Source organism: Parabacteroides bouchesdurhonensis (genome assembly GCF_900186615.1).
Classification (GTDB): Bacteria; Bacteroidota; Bacteroidia; order Bacteroidales; family Tannerellaceae; genus Parabacteroides; species Parabacteroides bouchesdurhonensis.
Map to the genome: position 1 here is coordinate 1,280,505 of NZ_LT896588.1, position 19,290 is coordinate 1,299,794.

The 19,290-nt window shown below is 38.4% G+C and carries 15 protein-coding genes; 8 read left to right on the forward strand and 7 right to left on the reverse strand.

Annotated features, from left to right (window positions below; genetic code table 11):
• Positions 1-20: 20 nt before the first annotated feature.
• Entirely contained in the window at positions 21-437 is a 417-nt protein-coding gene (locus tag C1721_RS05600) for a PH domain-containing protein (RefSeq protein WP_102409256.1), read from the reverse strand.
• Positions 438-551: 114 nt separating this feature from the next.
• Here C1721_RS05600 and C1721_RS05605 point away from each other — a divergent pair, with 114 nt between their 5' ends.
• Genes C1721_RS05605 through C1721_RS05615 form a run of 3 tightly spaced genes read left to right on the forward strand, consistent with a single transcriptional unit; the run spans position 552 to position 3,533 of the window.
• A complete protein-coding gene (locus C1721_RS05605; protein WP_102407487.1) occupies positions 552-1,142 on the forward strand; it encodes a jacalin-like lectin in 591 nt (196 codons plus the stop codon).
• 10 nt (positions 1,143-1,152) lie between these two features.
• Entirely contained in the window at positions 1,153-2,805 is a 1,653-nt protein-coding gene (locus C1721_RS05610; protein ID WP_102407488.1) for a bifunctional metallophosphatase/5'-nucleotidase, read from the forward strand.
• Positions 2,802-3,533, forward strand: coding sequence for a hypothetical protein (locus tag C1721_RS05615; RefSeq protein ID WP_102407489.1), 732 nt, complete (start codon positions 2,802-2,804; stop codon positions 3,531-3,533). The genes C1721_RS05610 and C1721_RS05615 overlap by 4 nt, the downstream gene beginning before the upstream one ends.
• A gap of 164 nt (positions 3,534-3,697) precedes the next feature.
• Here C1721_RS05615 and C1721_RS05620 read toward each other — a convergent pair whose 3' ends face one another.
• Positions 3,698-4,405 carry a TapB family protein gene (locus tag C1721_RS05620; protein WP_102407490.1) on the reverse strand — a complete coding sequence of 236 codons (708 nt, stop codon included), beginning with the start codon at positions 4,403-4,405 and terminating at the stop codon, positions 3,698-3,700.
• A 157-nt stretch (positions 4,406-4,562) separates the two neighbouring features.
• Here C1721_RS05620 and nadB point away from each other — a divergent pair, with 157 nt between their 5' ends.
• From nadB to C1721_RS05635, 3 genes are all read left to right on the forward strand, one after another.
• Positions 4,563-6,140 (forward strand): L-aspartate oxidase, encoded by a 1,578-nt coding sequence (gene nadB / locus C1721_RS05625; protein ID WP_102407491.1) that lies wholly within the window; start codon positions 4,563-4,565, stop codon positions 6,138-6,140.
• A 36-nt stretch (positions 6,141-6,176) separates the two neighbouring features.
• On the forward strand, positions 6,177-6,434 hold the full coding sequence (locus tag C1721_RS05630) for a hypothetical protein (protein WP_234347346.1): 258 nt from the start codon (positions 6,177-6,179) through the stop codon (positions 6,432-6,434).
• Positions 6,435-6,499: 65 nt separating this feature from the next.
• Positions 6,500-8,044, forward strand: a complete 1,545-nt coding sequence (locus C1721_RS05635) for a sulfatase (RefSeq protein WP_102407493.1) — start codon at positions 6,500-6,502, stop codon at positions 8,042-8,044.
• 86 nt (positions 8,045-8,130) lie between these two features.
• Here C1721_RS05635 and rbr read toward each other — a convergent pair whose 3' ends face one another.
• Positions 8,131-8,709 carry a rubrerythrin gene (gene rbr / locus C1721_RS05640; protein ID WP_102407494.1) on the reverse strand — a complete coding sequence of 193 codons (579 nt, stop codon included), beginning with the start codon at positions 8,707-8,709 and terminating at the stop codon, positions 8,131-8,133.
• 177 nt (positions 8,710-8,886) lie between these two features.
• Between rbr and C1721_RS05645 the strand changes: the two genes are divergently transcribed.
• Complete coding sequence (locus tag C1721_RS05645) at positions 8,887-10,560, forward strand: SulP family inorganic anion transporter (RefSeq protein WP_102407495.1); 1,674 nt, start codon at positions 8,887-8,889, stop codon at positions 10,558-10,560.
• 13 nt (positions 10,561-10,573) lie between these two features.
• Here the strand turns inward: C1721_RS05645 and C1721_RS05650 are convergent, their stop codons facing one another.
• The 4 genes from C1721_RS05650 to C1721_RS05665 all read right to left on the reverse strand — a co-directional run bounded on the left by C1721_RS05650 (position 10,574) and on the right by C1721_RS05665 (position 16,200).
• On the reverse strand, positions 10,574-11,725 hold the full coding sequence (locus C1721_RS05650) for a PepSY-associated TM helix domain-containing protein (protein ID WP_102407496.1): 1,152 nt from the start codon (positions 11,723-11,725) through the stop codon (positions 10,574-10,576).
• Positions 11,722-13,107: a DUF4374 domain-containing protein gene (locus C1721_RS05655; RefSeq protein WP_102407497.1), complete on the reverse strand. Its 1,386-nt coding sequence runs from the start codon at positions 13,105-13,107 to the stop codon at positions 11,722-11,724. Before C1721_RS05655 ends, C1721_RS05650 begins: the two co-directional genes overlap by 4 nt.
• Positions 13,108-13,158: 51 nt before the next feature.
• Positions 13,159-15,528: a TonB-dependent receptor gene (locus tag C1721_RS05660; RefSeq protein ID WP_420872728.1), complete on the reverse strand. Its 2,370-nt coding sequence runs from the start codon at positions 15,526-15,528 to the stop codon at positions 13,159-13,161.
• Between the two features lie 216 nt (positions 15,529-15,744).
• Positions 15,745-16,200 carry a hypothetical protein gene (locus C1721_RS05665; protein ID WP_102407499.1) on the reverse strand — a complete coding sequence of 152 codons (456 nt, stop codon included), beginning with the start codon at positions 16,198-16,200 and terminating at the stop codon, positions 15,745-15,747.
• A gap of 366 nt (positions 16,201-16,566) precedes the next feature.
• On the opposite strand from C1721_RS05665, the gene C1721_RS05670 reads away from it, so the two are divergent.
• The gene (locus tag C1721_RS05670; RefSeq protein ID WP_102407500.1) at positions 16,567-19,281 is read left to right on the forward strand and encodes a T9SS type A sorting domain-containing protein; all 2,715 of its coding nucleotides are present in this window, start codon (positions 16,567-16,569) and stop codon (positions 19,279-19,281) included.
• Positions 19,282-19,290 lie beyond the last annotated feature (9 nt).

The following is a 19,290-nucleotide window of genomic DNA, read 5'->3' on the forward strand; positions in this document are numbered from 1 at the left end:
TAGATTTAATATATTATTATTTATATCATAGGTTCTTTTATTCGGATATCCGGATTATGTTTACGAAGTAATTTCATAAAATCGCTCTTATTTACAGGCGAAATCAATAACCATTGGCGTCCGTTTTTATATATTATCAACCGGTCCAATGATAGTGCATAACTTGAAACCGGCATAACCGAAGCTTCTACGTCTGTTATTTCCGAAATAGCAATCTTTTTTTCAGGGAAAATACTGCAATGAGCTATTAATTGGCCATCCTCTGTTATTTTATACCAAGTATTCATCAACATATGCAGTATCAATAATGCACATAATAACATTACTACCATTGCAACAATTTTAGTTCCTAAAAAGGCAAAAACACATCCGATAATTGTCAATAATACAATCAGATGATACCACCAGCCCACTTTCGATTTAAATACTCTATCCATCATTCCGAAATTTTGCGCAAGTTAGCGAAAAAGATTCAGAGCCTTATTGTTCATACCAGTCTTTATTGTTACATTTAAGCGTTCAAAACAAATCTAACATTAAAATTTCTAATTATGATTACACCAAAAATCTACGAGTTGCTTGATATTACTCGTTTTTCCAAATCAAGCGTAATCGGATCTTATCAAGATGAAAAGTTTGATGACTTCAACAAATTCTTTGCACAACCATTATTACCTACCGCCGTAAAAGTACACAGTGGAGACGTAATAGACTCAATTGAAATGGTCTATGAAAATTCTTCTTACAAAAACGGTGAAAGTCCTTTTTTTCACGGAGGACCGAACGGATATGAAAAGCTATTCATCATCAAACCCGGAGATTTTCTTCAAAAAATAGAAGTAGAATATGGGAAATACACATTCTCTACAGATCCAACCCAAAGAAACAAAGATGTAATAGTAAGGATTCGCTTCACTACCCGCTCCGGGATAAGCAGCCCATGGTATGGAAACGAATGTGGAAAAAGAACTCAGCTTCAGGTAAAACCTTTCGTTCTCGATGTATCCGAGAATAACGTGATTTGCTGTTTCTATGGCGCTATTGGAAAGCCCAATTTGACACTCCATAACTATTTGCAGGCAATAGGAGTTTACTTCATTACATTCTTGGACCTGCAATCAGCCAAACTATCAAACATTTAATTCTTGTATTATGAAACAAATACAGTTTACGACAATAATCATCTTCCTGTTTCTCTTTCTTGCAGGAGGAAAAAGCGAAGCTATAACTATAACTCCACAGAAGACCGATACGATTGCAATCATCAGTTTGAATGATTTTCACGGTGCATTTGTAGAAAGTCCCAGCCAGGGAATACCCGGTGCCGGCAATGTCTACTCGCAGGTCAACCAACTTAAGGAAAGGTATCCATTTCATATTGTTTTATCTGCCGGAGATAATTTCGGAGGAAGTTTCTTTTCCAATCTGACAAAGGGAGAAATGATCCCTTACTTCTTTAAGAAACTAGGCATCTCTATTTCCGCATTAGGAAACCATGAATTCGACAACGGGCAGGAGTTTCTTAAAAACAAGTGGAAGGAAATAGCCGGCAGCGATACTCTAACCTACGTATGTGCAAATTTAAATAACTCGGCCGGAAGAATTCCGAATTATACTATACCCTACCTGATAAAAGAAATAAAGATGCCCGATGGCCAAATGCAAAAGTTGGCTATTGTTGGCCTTATTGCATCATCTGCCGGAAGCCAAACTAAAAAGGAGAATGTAGAAGGGCTTACTTTCAGAGGAAACTACAATCACATATTAGATAGCCTCGAAAAAACTACAGAACTGAAAGACGTAAACTGGCAGATATTGTTGGCTCATATCGGAACACAAATGACCGGGAATTCTCCGGCATGGGATGATATAGATTCAGCAAATCTAATTCTTCCCACACCCATTACAGGCATTGCAAGCGGACATTCACATAAGCTAGTCTCCGGCTATTTAGAAAGTATTCCCGTTGTACAAGGTGCTATTTCCGGCAAGTACATCAGCGTTCTTCGCTATGTGTACAACCAAACAACAAAAAGTCTTGCACCAATAGAACCTTATGTAATAAAAGTAGAATCGGTGATCGATCATTCTCCGGAACGGATCGAGATAGACCAGAAAGTAGACAGCATACTCAACAACACCAAAGAACCCTCCATTGATATGGCACTGACGGAAAAGCTCGCAACAGTAATCAGTGACGAAGGCCTGCCGTACGATAGAGGTAAGAATGCCAAAGAGCTGATGGCTTTGGGTAGTTATGTATGTATGTCCTATGCACAAGCTTACCGGGAACGTAAGAATCTCAATATAAATGATATTGTATTGGGATTTTCTCATATGGGAGGAATCCGTAATGCACTGCCCAAAGGAGATATTTCTGTCATAACAGCTGCCGAAGTCCTTCCATTCACCAATAAGCTGAAAGTTTATAACCTGAAAGGAAAAGAAATAATGAAACTGGTAGAAGCCGGATTATCTAATCCGAAAGGGTATTTGCAAACAAATAACATCATAATAGATACAACCTCTGTTTCAGGAAAAACCAGAGTATTTAATATTCGCTACGTTGTTCCGGGAAGAGAAGAAATCTACTTGGGAAAAGAGAAGCAATATCCTGTTGTAGTAGACGAATTTATTACTACGGGTGGTGACGGTTATAGCGAAGATTTATTTCCTAAAGACCGGTTGGATTCCACCATTACCGATCTGGAAACAACACCTTCATTTTTCAGATATCTAAAGAAATATCCTACATTGGACAATAATACCCCATTCAAAGCAAAACTAAATCATTATAGACAATGAACATTATCAATTACGACAGCTCCCATTTCGGAGGTTTGGCAGTAACAAGAATAAATGAACTTGTTTCAGACACATTCCCCTCCGAAGCAGCCCAAAGTGGCACTTTGTTTTTTCTGGGGAAAGTGTTTAGACAGAGAATACTGGAAGAATGCAATCAGGTCCTTACAGTTAATACAACGGAACAAAATGCTTGGGATCTATTGAAAAAGATCAACACAGATTTGCAGAAAAGCAACAGAGTATCGGAAACATTTATTCCTGAACTTCAGAACACGGGAAGGGCTATCCAATCCGAAGACGGATACTGGAATCCTGTGTTTTACACTATCATCATGCTAACTCTGACTTATCTCTATTTTGATCTGGAACGAAGTAACTACGAAGGAAGAGATAAAAATATAGACAGACTTTCAAGACGGCAAACACTCGGAGAGATGTTATACACACTCGAAGGAATTAGCCAGACTCAGAAAAACCGTCTCCGAAAAGCAGCGAATGGCTCCATCCAGAAAGGCAGAATAGCCATCGTTGAAGAATTCGTGATGGCCTATAAATATTACTACGTCGACTTAGATGGAAAAAAATACACAAACTATAATAGCGAAAGTTCGCGGGACAAAGCCGTATCCGATTATTTAGAGAAACTATGTGCTTTATACGACACTTTTAGCCTAGCCGATTCTATCAAAATGATCCTCTGCTACAAAAAGGATTATAAAGTGATCTAACGACGGCAACATCCATTATTTTGGTCAGTGCCTGTAAACAATCAAGTTATTTCGTTTAACTACGAAGTAACTTGATTCATACAAAGAAAATACGCCGCCACTTTTCAGCGACAGCGTATTCCACTTAAACCGGTTTATACAACACAAGATTGTAAGTCACCCTGTTATTTTATTTCTTCCAATACGGTATAAGATTGAAGAGCATTATTGTCATTATATTGTTCCGTACGAACCAAACCTACATTAGGAGCATACCATTCATAACCGTAACCCGTTATTTTTTCCTTACTTTTGGGTGAACGAGTATCCATTTTATATTTCACTTTTGCACACTCAAACGTACCGGCAGGCGTTGTTATCGTTTCATTTGTCATATATTCACGATCATAAATAGAAATATCCCGGCGGTTTTTACGGTTTTTCTTATCGTAAATTTTTACGGAAGCATCATCCATATATACATTATCGCTATTAAAATCAGGAGTAAACGTATTTGGATAATTCACAAAATTATCGGTAATGTCTACATCCGTATTCATTTCAGAAACAACCCCCGGATATGAAAGAGATTGCTTCATGTCCATAAAGAACTCTCCATTTTGGCAATAAGCCTCAATATCGCCTTTATTGATAACTGTTCCGGCAGCATTGGTAAACACATAATCTGCTTCAACTTGTTGTCCGGAAGGAATTGTTTCTACCTCATCAACCTTATAAGTCATGATTGTTTGTAAATTACCTTTCGCATCGTATCCTTTACGAACCAATACTGTTCCTTCGCTTTGCGGAAAGAAAAAAGTACAATCTTGAGCCATTGCTCCAGCAACAGCAAACATTGATAATAAAGCTGCGAATACTACTTTCATGTTCATATTACTTTATATATTAAATAATTAATTATTAGTCAGATGACGGATATAGAACACACAACCCAAATGAATGTTCAATACTGTAAGTTTAAAATATCCAAAGAAAAGATACTGTTTGCTGAGTTAATTCCTACCTTTGTAATTCTAAACAGTATGGACGATGGTACATAGATTTGAATTCTTAGTGATAGGTTCTGGCATAGCCGGAATGAGCTTTGCTCTTAAAGTAGCAAGTAAAGGAAAAAAAGTAGCCCTTGTTTGTAAATCCGGACTGGAAGAAGCCAACACTTATTTCGCGCAAGGCGGAGTTGCATCCGTAACAAATCTGATTGTTGACAATTTTGAAAAGCATATAGAAGATACAATGATTGCAGGCGACTGGTTAAGCGACCGAAATGCCGTAGAGAAAGTTGTACGCAATGCTCCCCAACAAATAAAAGAGTTGATTAGTTGGGGGGTTGATTTCGATAAAGACGAAAAGGGTAATTTCGATTTACATCGTGAAGGCGGACATTCCGAATTTCGTATTCTGCATCATAAAGATAATACGGGCGCCGAAATACAAGACAGCTTGATAAAAGCTGTACAACAACATCCTAACATCACTGTATATGAAAACCATTTTGCCATCGAAATACTGACACAACATCATTTAGGTGTAAATGTAACTCGTCAGACACCGGATATTCAATGTTACGGAGCTTACATCATGGATTTGAAAACAGGTAAAATAGATACATTCTTATCTAAAGTAACTCTAATGGCCACTGGTGGAATCGGTGCCGTATATCAAACCACGACCAATCCGATGGTAGCAACGGGAGACGGCATTGCGATGGTTTACCGCGCTAAAGGAACCGTTAAAGATATGGAATTCGTACAATTTCATCCTACAGCCTTATATCATCCGGGAGATCGTCCTTCTTTTTTGATTACTGAAGCTATGCGTGGTTATGGTGGTGTATTACGTACTTTAGACGGTAAAGAATTCATGCAGAAATATGACAAGCGCCTCTCCCTGGCACCGCGTGACATTGTAGCTCGTGCCATTGACAACGAAATGAAGAATCGGGGAGATGATCATGTTTATTTGGACGTAACACATAAAGACGCAGAAGAAACTAAGAAACATTTTCCCAACATTTACGAAAAGTGCCTGAGCCTAGGTATAGATATTACAAAAGATTATATTCCGGTGGCACCGGCAGCACATTATTTATGCGGTGGCATTAAAGTGGATTTGGATGCCCGTTCCTCCATCAACAGGCTATATGCTGTAGGTGAATGTTCTTGCACCGGTTTACATGGAGGAAACCGTCTTGCTTCTAATTCCTTGATTGAAGCTGTAGTTTATGCCGACGCAGCAGCAAAACATAGTTTAAGCGTTGTAGACACACTAAGTTTTCAGGAAAATATTCCTTCCTGGAACGACGAAGGAACCCGTTCGCCGGAAGAAATGGTACTTATTACTCAAAGTATAAAAGAAGTAGGACAAATCATGAGTACCTATGTAGGCATTGTTCGTTCCGATCTCCGCCTAAAACGTGCATGGGATCGTTTGGATATTATCTACGAAGAAACAGAAAGTTTATTCAAACGTTCTGTTGCATCCAAAGATATCTGCGAACTGCGTAATATGATCAATGTTGGTTATTTAATTATGCGTCAGGCTATTGATCGTAAAGAAAGTCGCGGTTTGCATTATACGCTGGATTATCCACCTATAAAGAAAGGCTAAATATTGCCTATGAGTTTTTCCGGATTTGTATTCGACATGATACGACGCAATAAAGAGAATCGGGATTTACTTAATTTGCGTCGGGAGCGAGCTAAAGATCATCAAAGCAAAATGTATAAAAACAGCTCTCTAGAAAACTCTCATATCACTATAGAAGAATTAGAAAAAATAGAAAAAGCCACGCAAGAAAAAGAAAAACAAGATCGAAGATATTACTTTCGGTATTTGTTAATCTTTTTCTTGTGTGGAATAACAATTATGCTGATTTTACTTATTTGGCGGATATTTCAATAACGTAATCCATTTGCATAGATCAAAATTCCCAATACCATAACATAAAACACCTAAACAACACAAATATGAAAACACGCTCACTTATCTTACCGCTTACAGTATTACCATTCATAGCTCCTGGAATTATCCAAGCAGCCGACACACCTCAAAAACGCCCGAATATTGTCCTTTTTATGGTAGATGATATGGGATGGGAAGATACTTCCCTGCCTTTTTGGAAAGAACGCACCCAATATAATGACATATTTGAAACACCAAACATGGAACGCCTTGCCCAACGAGGTATGATGTTCACGCAAGCGTATGCTTCAAGCATCAGCTCTCCTTCTCGTTGTAGCTTGTTTACCGGCAGCAATACCGCCCGTCACCGGGTAACCAACTGGACGCTCGAAAAGGATGGTTCCAATGATGGTATAAGCGACATTATAGAATTACCCGAATGGAACGTAAACGGTATTTGTCAAGTACCCAACATACCAAAGACTTATCAAGCAACTTCATTAGCCCAACTACTAAAGGATAATGGTTATCACACCATACATTGCGGCAAAGCTCATTTAGGAGCACGAAATACACCCGGCGAGAATCCATATCATATGGGATTTGAAGTAAATATTGCCGGACATGCCGGTGGTGGCCCTGCCACTTATCTGTCGGAAGAAAATTTCGGTTTCCGTGCAGACGGACAAGCTAACAGCCGTTTTGCCATCCCTGGTCTGGAAAAATATTGGGGGAAAGACATTTTCTTAACTGAAGCGTTAACGCAAGAGGCCACATTAGCTCTCGACAAAGCAAGCCAATATGAACAACCTTTCTTTCTTTATATGGCACACTATGCCGTACACGTGCCGATAGATAAGGACAAACGTTTTTATCAACATTTCATTAACAAAGGGCTATCCCCTAAAGAAGCCGCTTATGCAGCTCTGGTAAAAGGGATGGATAAAAGTCTGGGAGATCTGATGGATTACCTCGATAAATACAACCTGACAGACAACACGATCATCATATTTATGTCCGACAACGGAGGATTGGCCGCCGAGCCCGGATGGCGTGACGGAAAAGTTCATACCCAAAATTACCCGCTAAACAGCGGAAAAGGTTCAGCTTATGAAGGAGGCATTCGGGAACCGATGATTATAAGCTGGCCGGGAAAAGTAAAGCCACAAAGCAAATGCGACAGTTATCTGATTATTGAAGACTTCTTCCCTACTCTTCTGGAAATAGCCGGCATTAAAAACTACAAAACAATACAAAAAGTAGACGGAAAGAGCTTCATGCCATTACTTCTACAAACCGGCAATCCGTCGGAAGGACGCAGCTTATTCTGGAATTGTCCGAATATATGGGGACCTACAGGGCCAGGTATCGGGGCAACCTGCTCTATTCGCAAAGGTGACTGGAAACTGGTTTATTACTATGAAACCGGCAATAAAGAACTATTCAATATTAAAGAAGATATTGGCGAAAAACATAATCAGGCAGCCAATAAGCGGAAACTGGTAAAGAAATTGTCAAAAGAATTAGGAAGTTTCTTACGTAAAGCCAACGGACAACGCCCTTCCTTTAAAGCAACAGGTCTACCTTGCCCCTGGCCTGACGAAATATAATATAAAACAGAAAAGATCCCGATCATTTTGGAAAACCATCGGGATGATTTTATAAAATGATCGGGATCTTTTTACAATAGAGAAAATTAATAATTCTGTTTCATCGGCTCGAAATATGCCTGTGGATGTAAACAAGCCGGGCATTTCTGAGGGGCTTTCTTTGCCTCAATAACAAAACCACAGTTACGGCATTGCCAGAAAATAGCTTCGTCTTTTTCAAAGACTTTTCCATCCTGAACGTTTGACAATAATTTACGATAACGTCTTTCGTGTTCTGCTTCCACTTTTGCAATCATACGGAAAGCAACAGCTATTTCTTGGAAACCTTCTTCTTCTGCAACTTTTGCAAATTCAGGATACAACTCCGCCCATTCTTCATTTTCACCGGCAGCAGCAGCAGCCAGGTTTTCAGCTGTAGTAGCAATTACACCGGCAGGATAAGAAGCAGTAATCTCTACCATGCCTCCTTCAAGGAATTTAAAGAAACGCTTTGCATGTTCTTTTTCCTGTTCAGCTGTTTCCATAAATACACCTGCAATTTGTTCATAGCCTTCTTTTTTAGCTACGCTTGCAAAAAATGTGTAACGACTTCTTGCCTGTGATTCTCCGGCAAATGACTTTAATAAATTCTGTTCTGTACGTGTACCTTTAATACTCTTTTCCATAATACTAATATATGTAGTGAATTGTAAACAAATAACGACCCTATTTATTAACAAGTCAAAAATACATATAGTTTTCCAACAACACAATTTCAATTGTTAAATATTTTCTATCAGAATATAAATAAAATTTATACTTATCTTTGCAAAATTATTTAGTCTAGTAGGATAAAAGGTAAAATGAACAGCAAACTCGATTTTCAGCCTAAACTTTTAACTGCGCTGAGAAATTATTCAAAAGAAAAGTTTACGTCAGATCTGATGGCGGGTATCATTGTCGGTATCGTAGCTCTTCCTCTCGCAATTGCTTTTGGTATAGCATCCGGTGTCAGTCCGGAAAAAGGATTGATTACAGCAATAATCGGAGGATTCATTGTTTCTTTACTAGGAGGCAGCAACGTACAGATAGGTGGTCCTACTGGAGCATTTATTGTTATTGTATATGGTATTATTCAAAACTTCGGAATAGAAGGGCTTGCCATTGCAACGGTTATTGCCGGTATCTTATTGATAGTGATGGGGGCACTCAGGCTAGGCACTGTTATAAAGTTCATTCCTTATCCCATTGTTGTCGGATTTACCAGTGGAATTGCTTTAACTATTTTCACCACACAGATGAAAGATTTATTCGGTCTGACGATAGAGAAAGTACCTGCTGATTTCATTTCCAAATGGATCGCTTATTTTGACGCGTTTAATACAATAAACCTTTGGTCGTTACTGATTGGTATAATTAGTATCATTATCATAGCTTTTACTCCCCGGTTTTCAAAAAAAATACCCGGTTCATTAATTGCTATTATCATAATGACCATCATTGTTTATGTAATGCGTAATCATTTAGGCATTAGCGGTATAGAAACGATTGGAGACCGGTTTACAATCAATGCATCACTGCCTCAACCTGCGCCTATTACTTTTAACATGGAAACTATCAACTTGCTGCTCCCCTCTGCATTTACTATCGCCATATTAGGAGCTATCGAATCTTTACTGTCCGCTACGGTGGCCGACGGTGTTACAGGAGATAAACACAACTCTAATACAGAATTGATTGCTCAAGGTGCCGCAAACATCATTGTTCCCATTTTCGGAGGTATTCCCGTAACCGGTGCTATTGCACGTACCATGACGAATATTAACAATGGCGGACGGACACCGGTAGCCGGTATTATCCATGCTGTTGTATTATTATTGATATTATTGTTCTTAGGTCCGCTAACCAAACATATTCCGATGGCTTGTCTGGCCGGTGTGTTAATTATCGTATCATACAATATGAGTGAATGGCGTACATTCCGTTCATTGATGAAGAATCCCAAAAGTGACGTATCCGTATTATTAGTTACTTTTCTGTTAACTGTAGTTTTCGATTTAACGATTGCCATAGAGATAGGTTTGCTAATCGCCATGTTTTTATTCATGCACCGTGTAGCGGAAACGACACATATCTCAGTTACCACCGACCATATAGATCTTTCGGATGAAAGTGAGATACCTCACGACAAAGAAGTACTCATATTACCTAAAGGAGTAGAAGTCTATGAAATAGACGGCCCGTATTTCTTTGGAGTAGCCAACAAGTTCGATAGTATAATGAAAAGTATGGGCGATAAACCCAATGTACGTATTATACGTATGCGTAAAGTCCCGTTTATGGATTCAACCGGCTTACATAATCTGGAAAGTTTGTTACGTCTATCACAGGCCGAAAATATTCATGTGATACTGTCCGGTGTGAACGAACAAGTACGTAAAGTTCTTATACAGTCGGGCTTTAATAAAAAAATCGGAGCGGAAAATATTTGCAGCAATATTAATGAAGCTATTGAAAAAGCAAAGGAGGTCTCTTAAAGACCTCCTTTATTTAATTTTTCCTCTTATTCCAGGACCTTTTAATCCATAAATAATATCCGGTCAAAGGTAATGTCGCACCGAATAAGGTAACTAAAAAGGTAATTATCCGGGTAAACATGCCACCCCAGTTGCCTACATGTACAGAATATATCCATCCGCGTATTTTACCAGAAGTATCTGCGTCTTCATAAAGTTTTATGTCGGTGATTTCTCCGTTTCCGGGATTAAATGTATAACTGTCGGCAGCACGTTGATTTCCATATCTGTCGAAAGAGACTTTTGCCGACCCGTTGCTAACAGTAATTTGCTTATAATCCGGATTCTGTTGGCTTAATACATCATACACACTTTGCCAACTTGCAAATATGTTCTGAGGTTTATCCGCCCGTTCTCCTTTTCCATTTAACTTTCCTTCTCCACGTTTTTGTTCGGTTTTTGCCTCCTGTTGTTGTCCGCCATGTTGAGGTTGCTGTTGCATCTCCACACCGAATACTTTATAAAAAGCCGATCTGTACCAAGAGAAAGACCAGGTCAGTCCTGTTAACGATAAAACAAGTAGAACAACAATCGCATATATTCCACCAGCCACATGCAAATCGTACCAAAACCTTCTCCAACCCTTATTCATTACAATTTTCAGCCGGTTCTTCAGTGCTTTAGCCGAACGCGGAATCCATATTATAGCTCCTGTTATAAGGATAAATACAAATAATAAAGTACTGACACCCACTATCATCTTTCCCCAGAAAACACCTCCATCCGGCTTCATACTATCCAATAGCCAACGATGTGTGCGAAACATAAACATAAAAAAAGCCGCACGTTCATTTTTTCCTTTTATCTCGCCCGTATATTGATCTACATAGATAGAAGCACGACGAGGTTTAGATAAACTAACCTGATAGGCCCTATCCGGATCGGAAGAAACACTGACTCCTGTAACCGATACACTATCCGGAAGAATAACAGTCACTTTTTCTACCAGTTGGCCAATAGGCAAAGGCGTTGCTTCTACCTTCTTCACATAATACAAGTCATGCCGGCATAACTCCATTACTTCATCTTCAAATACCAAAGCAGCTCCGGAAAAGCAAATTATGGAAATGATCAATCCAAAAGGAACGGACAACCAAAGATGTATCTTGCGAAAAATCTTTTTCATATGCTTTTTAGCTTTCCTACTCCTGTAATCTGGTCGGATTCAACAGTGATACCTTTAGTTGCCATCGCTGTTTTCGGATCAATACGATAGATAGCAGGTTGACTTCCATCGGTAGTTGTTACAGGTATATAAGCAATACCATCTTCTGTATACGGAGTATTTCCGAAACCGGAAATAATATCTGTAGAAGGCATTCCCGTTATATAAGTAAGTTTCTTATCTTCACCTTTGTAGATAGCTAATTGATTAGCGGTAAAACCTGTTTCGGTCAATGGCCTGTCATACATCAACAGCATGAAATAATCTTCCGTAATATGCCAGCAACGCACAAAAGCCTTACCATTTGTCTGTTCTTCCAAATTGCAATAATAATCTGAATCAAAATCTTCAGTACCGGCTTTAATACGTACAACACCAGCAGGTAAACTCGTTTTCTGAACATCGGCAGTCATCGTCTTTGCATAACTTGGTGAGAAAACATATACATCCCCGTTATCTGCCGCCCAAATTGTCTGGTAGTATTGAGAACGATTACGTCCACAGGCATAACTGATTTTATCTGTTTTAATTAACTTCGGATTTGTAAATTTCTCGTTGCCATAGATAGCAATCCAAGCTTCGTCAGGATATTGCGTCCATTGCAACTCACCTTTTTCGTAAGCACCACTACCACTGCCACCAGACTCTTGTTTTACCAATTCCGGATATTTTACATAGCGACCACCTTCTGCCTTCACCCCATATTTGCTTAATCCCATTGGAATAGCGGCAGAATAAATTTTATTATTGACCTGCAAAATACCGGCTAGTGTAACAAATTCGCCATTACCCAGATAGTTCTCCGACATAATCACATCACTGTTTGTAGTAAAACTTTCATTAACCACATCCAGATAAGACAGAAGAAATCCTTTAGGCAAATAGCCGTTTTCATCGGAATACTGTTCGCCCAGATCACCGGTAGAAGAAGTAATAATATAGTTATTGTAGATACCATAAGACGTGAATCGTTTAATTTCATACGTATTATCACGTTCTTCCACTTTCCCTTTTGCATTCAGAACATACGAAGAAGTTATGCCTGCATTCCCCTGGTTATACACCAAACGATACAAATACTTATCTCCATAGAAAATCCATTGAGTTCCGCTTTCCGTTACTGTACCGTTATTTTTCGCAGATACAGTACCTTCATTCAGCTTATCGGCAGTTAGTAAAGAATTGGCATCACCAACTGAAGCTGCGATAACATAGCTAGATAAGGCACTATCGTCTCCACCATTATCACCACCTCCGCCATTAGGAACATCATCATCGCAGGAAGTTGTCAAACCCATACACAGGATAGCAGCTAAGCTCCAGTTTAAACAGTTCTTTTTCATATTAAAATCGATTTAAAATAATAATTGTTTTTATTTATATTTGAGGAGAAATCATTTGCCTCCGAAATAAACTCTCACTTTACCATAGAAAGCTCTACCGGCTTTCTGCAAACTAAAATTGTCATACAACTTTTCATTTGTCAAATTCCTGCATTCAAAGGATATGTTATAACGTCCGTTCTGCATACCGTACGAGAAAGTCAGGTTATGTGAGAATTGCGTAGGCACTACAAATTCAGATTCACTGCCGATTACTTCCGAATAAAGCGGGAAACTATGCATATACAAGTTATCATAAGTAACAGTCAGCATATTACTCTTCTTTCCCAGATTTCGCCAATAGAAAGTGATGTCCGAATTAGCAAATTGATAAGGCAGGTTCGGCATACGCGCGCCATACGTCAGGCTTTCCTGATTTGTTCCACTGCTAACGGTCTTTACATTGTCACGTACATTCATTTGCGTGAAACTCCCTCCTATGCTTATCCAGTTGGCAAAACCATAACGAGCCGAGATATTATACCCTTTAGTCAACACTTTGCCGTGGTTCACATAAGTCGCCCCATATTTACCACCACTCAGATCAGAGATATTACGCTGAATATAATCTTTTGTATTACGATAGATTATACCGCCTTCCACATATACGGAGTGCTTACCGAACATCTCGTTATAGCTCAAATTGACATTTATATTATCACTATTCTCAGGCTTCAAAGCTATATCTCCGGTTTCAAGGTCCTCATCACCAAACATTTCTTCGTTAGTTGGCAAACGATAAGCCTTTTCATAAGACAATTTTGCCTGCAGGCTTTTCATGATAAAATAAGTTCCTGCCGCACCATATCCCATAGCACTGACGGAATTAGTAGTACGTATATATGTATCCTGAGCGGTACTTGAAGCAACAGGCCCTGCTATAAATTGATTATAATATTTACCGAACACCGATACATTCCAATGCTCCATCGGCATCAGGCGATAAGAAAGGCCACTGATATTTTTACGGGTTTCTTTAGGTATAGCATTTGCTTCGGAATCTTCATTCAGGAGTGACTTGTTAGAACGGTGAAAGGCATTTATCACATGGTTAAAAGTGAACATATGCGCTTTACCGATACGATAATTAGCCGTCAACGTTCCATTCCAGTTATTATTATCCGAACGGGTATTCTGATACGACTGCTCTCCGGGCATTTTAAGAGGACGCATTTCACCGCGCCAGTTGAACTCATAAGAAGATGTATCAACATTATTCATTATATTCTTATTATAATTAGCAGTCAACGCTACATCCAATCCCTTTGTAAACAAATCTCTTTTACGGTAATCCAACGATGGCATAAGAGAATAACCTTTGCGGTATTTTCCACCAAATACAACTTCCTGCCGTACTCCGGTTTGTATATCCTTATACATATTCGACCACGTAAAACCAAACATCAAACGATCCGCCCATTTCTTATCTACAAAGCCTATTTTTCCAACAACAGCTTCATTATGATATTTATCATGAAAACGTTTTACATGCTCTATCTTTTTCTTATTAATTGCTCCCGTCGCAAAGTCTTTTACAGGAGTATCCACATAATAATCATTATCCGAATAGTTTTGGAACGCATTTACTTCATAAGTAAAGCCGCTCCGGAATGTTTGTCCGAAATTGACATAAGATTTGTGAGTATTGAACGATCCAAAAGAATAAGAAGCATCCAGAAACCATCTTTTCTGATTCTTTTTGGTAATAATATTAATAACTCCGCCGATAGCATCCGTCCCGAAACCAACAGGAACAACTCCTTTATATACCTCGATACGTTCAGCATAATTGACCGGAATATTATTCAGACCAAACGAACTGCCTACACCTTCCTGCGGTACACCATCAATAAATATTTTAATATGCTTTCCGGTAAAACCATCCATCATCAACTGCATATCCGAACCTACCCCGCCCGATTCACGTATCTTCATACCCGGAGCTTGCGCTAATGCTTCGCTCAGGTTTTGCGTAGAGTTTTGTAAAGCTTTCGTATCGAGGGCAACAGCATTGAAAGCAGAACGTTTTAACCGGCTAATTCCGTTGGAAACTACTACCACCTCATCCAGTTCCGTAGCTTTAGATTCAATCACCACATTCACTTTTGTCCTTTGACCCTGAATTAATGTTACCGGTTTCTCTACCGTTTCATAACCGATAGCCGAAACGACCAGCGTATATTTACCTGCCGGAGCATGAAGATGATAAAGACCCTGTTCGTTTGTAGTACTTCCATAAGTAGTACCCTTTAAATATACAGTTACAAAATCCATACTCTCCTTTTCCTTCGATACTACTCTGCCGGATAACATCGTTGTATGTTGCGCCCATAAAGACAAAGCCCCTACTATAAAAAGGAATGTCAAACCAATTCTTGTCAAATATCTTTTCACCTTATTACCTATAAATCATTATTGTATTGAGAAGGCAAAGGTCTACAAAAAGAAAAGGGGAAACAATCACCTTTTTTAGGTAATCGTTTCCCCTTGTTTTACAGTATATACCTTTTATACAATCACTCTTTTTAGGTATTCTGCCATTTATTCATACTATTCTGCTTGCAACAGAATACTTTCTAAATAATAACTATATATATACTACAAAGAAAATCTATATCCGATTGATGCTCCCAACTGTGTATTTTTATCAGTTATGCAATTCTGAAAAACAGCTATTCCTACAAACACTTTCTTTATATCTATTCCTGCTTCGGCTGAAACGCCCAATCTTCCTAATGAAGCAATACCCAAATAAGGACCAGCATTCAGCCTTATTTTTGTGACTTCACTAACCGGAAGACGAAAGGATGCATACACAGGGATGTTAAATCCCATATCCCATTTAGAGGTATTCCTTTTCCAATAGTCCCCGCTATACAATAATACACCCGGTTGAATAAAAAATTTATCCGTAACCTTAAATCCCAACAATGCACCGGTCTGTAATCCCCATTTATGCGAACAGGACAATCCTATTCGAGGTTCTAATTCCACAGCCTTTACTAACTGGATAGATAAAATAGCCAGTAAGATTAATAACGTTTTTATCATCATTATTTGTTTAATATATGTTTTTTATTAAACGGCTATACATAAATCTTATTGTCTTTTCATCATTACATGATAAAAATAATAAAAGGACTTACTAAATATTAACCCCATCCTTCCTACCTTTTATATAAAAGATCCCGTCATTTTATTCTTTTGAGCCTGGTCAAAATTGATTTCTAGCCAGGTCAAAAGAATAAATATTCAGGAACTTTTTACTAGATAGTGCTGTGTTTAAAACTTAATTCCGGTATGTTTTTTGTTTATTACGGACTTATTTAGAAAAAAATTCATGTATCTTTGATTTCTGTTCATAAACCCTATTACAATAAGTCAACCTGGTTAGGTTTGATTTGATACAGTTATAACAAGATGAATAAAAAGCATTTTCTTTTTTTCACCCTCCCAATGAGCATTATATGTGCCCTGTTTTTGAGCACAATACATTTGAATGCACAGATCAGTGAAGGAGGATTGCCTCCCAGTTTCAACGATCGGAATACATTGAAAAGTGCTTTAGCTCCTGTTGAAATACCTGTTGATTTTAGCGTTGAAGATTTAAAATCCGTAGATGCCTGGCAGGTAAGCCAAGGCGCTCCTTTACGTGTAGCTAAATTAATTGACACGGATTTAAGTATTGATAAAGACGGCAGTTGGACTACATTAACGAATAATGAAAAAATCTGGCAACTCCGTATCCAGGCAGGAGGTGCTATTGCTATAATGCTTTATTACAAAGATTTTTATATTCCCGAGGGGGGAAAACTGTTTATTTACAATACAGATAAAACACAGGTACTGGGCGCTTATACATCGATAACAAATCCTCCTACGGAGAAATTTGCCACCGAGTTTGTTGCCGGAGATGATATCGTACTTGAGTACGTACCGGCAACAAATAATGACGAACAGCCTCGTATCAAAATAGAAAGTATCGGATATGGATACAATCATCTGTATATATCACAAAACACCTCACTTTTAAAAAGCACAACAAGTTGCATGGTAAATATAAATTGTGAGGAAGGTGATGCCTGGCAAAATGAAAAAAAAGGCGTTTGCAAGATAATAGAGAAAATAGGGAATTACAGTTATTTATGTTCCGGCTCTTTGATAAATAATACCAAAGAAGACTTGACTCCTTATATCTTATCAGCATTTCATTGCACTCAGTCAAGCTTCGATGAATCGACAAGTAAAGATGAGTACAACCAATGGATGTTTTACTTTGGTTATGAACGTACGCAATGTTCCAACACCTCTACAGCCTATAAACCAAACACAATGTCCGGTTGTACAAAAGTAGCGTCTACTCCGCTTAATGGAGGTTCGGACGGATTATTGCTGAAATTAAATCAATCTATTCCTGCCAGTTATAATGTATACTACAATGGATGGGACAGAAGTGATACGCAGGCACAATCGGGCGTCGGTATTCATCATCCCGAAGGAGATTATCAGAAAATATCTACATTTAAATCTCCGGCAATAACTACCACATGGCTAGATATGTTTAACGAAGGATATAAGAATGCCCATTGGGAGGTTATTTTCAATGAAACAGCCAATGGGCACGGGGTAACTGCAGGGGGTTCATCCGGTTCTCCTTTATTCAATCAAAAGAAACTGATAGTAGGGACGTTGACAGGGGGTGACTCCGATTGCGACAAGAAACCGAACGGTTCGAATATATATGGAAAATTATTTTATCATTGGGATAAATTTGCAGATTCGGACACTACCCGTATGGATATTTGGTTAGATCCTGTAAAAAAAGGAGTCACTCAATTACCCGGACGTTATGCAACCGAGAGAAAAGCGGCTCCTTCCAATTTAACGCTTTCATATAGCAATAATGCAGTAACACTAAAATGGGTTGCACCGGAAACAACAGATGTTATTACAAAATATGCGATTTACCGTAACAACACATTGATAGATTATGCCACTAAAACTACATATACCGATGAATCTATAGAACAAGGATCACAAACATATAGTGTATCGGCCATATATGAAGACGAAGAAGAGTCGTCTACTGTTAGTGCAACTATTCTGATTACAATTTATAAAGCTCCTACAAATGTAACAGCAAAAGAAACTTCCTCCAATAACGTATTGGTAAGTTGGAAAGCACCGGTCTATCAACAAACCATTTATTGGGGAAGTAATTCCTATTACATCTCTATGGGTTTTGCAGGCACTCCATTTTATTTCGGTCAATCCTGGGATGCCGCCGAACTGAAACCTTTCCATAAAAAGTTACTTACTGCTGTTAAGTTTTTGCCAAAAGCCGGCAATTATTCCATTCTTATTTTTCAGGGAGAGATGGAAAACAAATATGAACAACAAATAAGTAATCCGGTTTATGGTGAAATAAACACTATTACTTTAAAAACTCCGTATGTAATTAATGCCAACAAGAATTTGAATATTGCTATCTACGCCAGCAATTATAAAGAGACCGAGTATCCTGCCGTCTGTGATCCAGGACCTGCCATAAACGGAAAAGGCAATCTTATATCAAAAGATGGGAAAAGCTGGTCTTATTTATATAATCCGGAAGGAAGCAGTACCGTTTTTGATTACAACTTTATAGTAAATGGCGTTGTTACTTCCGAAGAAGGAGAATTATCAACACGCAGCAGTCAGGTTGCGGCTTTCCCTGAAATAACAGGATATAACATATATCGTAATAATATAAAGTTAAATACAACACCCGTACAGGAAACTTTGTATACAGACAAAAATGTTAAAGGCGGCAACTATACATATGCAGTATCTGCTGTTTATAATAACGAAGAAAGCACCTTGGCAAGTGCAGAAAATGAAGTAACCGTAAGCATAAATGCTATAAATAATGATGATGTTACTATAAATCCGATTGTGTTTAATGAACAAATAAGAATAAACAATGCACAAAAAGTAGAATTATTGGAAATTATTTCTGCCGACGGTAAAGTTGTAAAACGTATCAAGTCTCCGGAAGAAGTAATTTACACGGATTCGTTTGTTCCCGGTACATACTTCTTTAAGTTCCATACAAACAATGATGTAAAGGTTATACAAGGTATAAAACGTAAATAATAAATTAAA